The 369-nt window shown below is 56.9% G+C and carries 1 protein-coding gene; it reads left to right on the top strand.

Features of this window, described 5'->3' with window-relative positions:
* Positions 1-327, top strand: a 327-nt coding sequence (gene rplV, locus ACYQ78_RS39310; RefSeq protein WP_459806090.1) for a 50S ribosomal protein L22, incomplete at its 5' end; no start/stop codon positions are given.
* Positions 328-369 lie beyond the last annotated feature (42 nt).

Genomic DNA, 369 nt, shown 5'->3' with positions numbered 1-369 from the left:
ACTGAGGGACGCTGGCCAGTGAAGTCAGCAAAGATCGTGCTTGGTGTGTTGAGGAATGCAGAGGCCAACGCTGAGTTCAAGAATTTGGACACTGAGAAGCTGTTTGTGGAGCACGTCCAGGTGAACGCTGCTCAGCAGGGCCGCAGGCGCACTTACCGTGCCCACGGCCGAATTGGCCCATACATGAACTGCCCTTGCCACGTTGAGATGATCTTGTCCGAGAAGGAGGAGACCGTTGAGAAGGCTGCAGAGGAGGGTGCGAAGCCCAAGAAGTTCACTCGCAAGCAGTTCGCCAAGTTGCGCCTCAAGGTCGGCGGTGACCAGTGAGCTCTTTCATGAGGGAGTCCAATCTACGCGTCGTGGTGCTGT

The sequence above is a fragment of the Herbidospora sp. RD11066 genome, from assembly GCF_054661255.1.
This window is presented reverse-complemented; position numbering and strand designations above follow the sequence as displayed.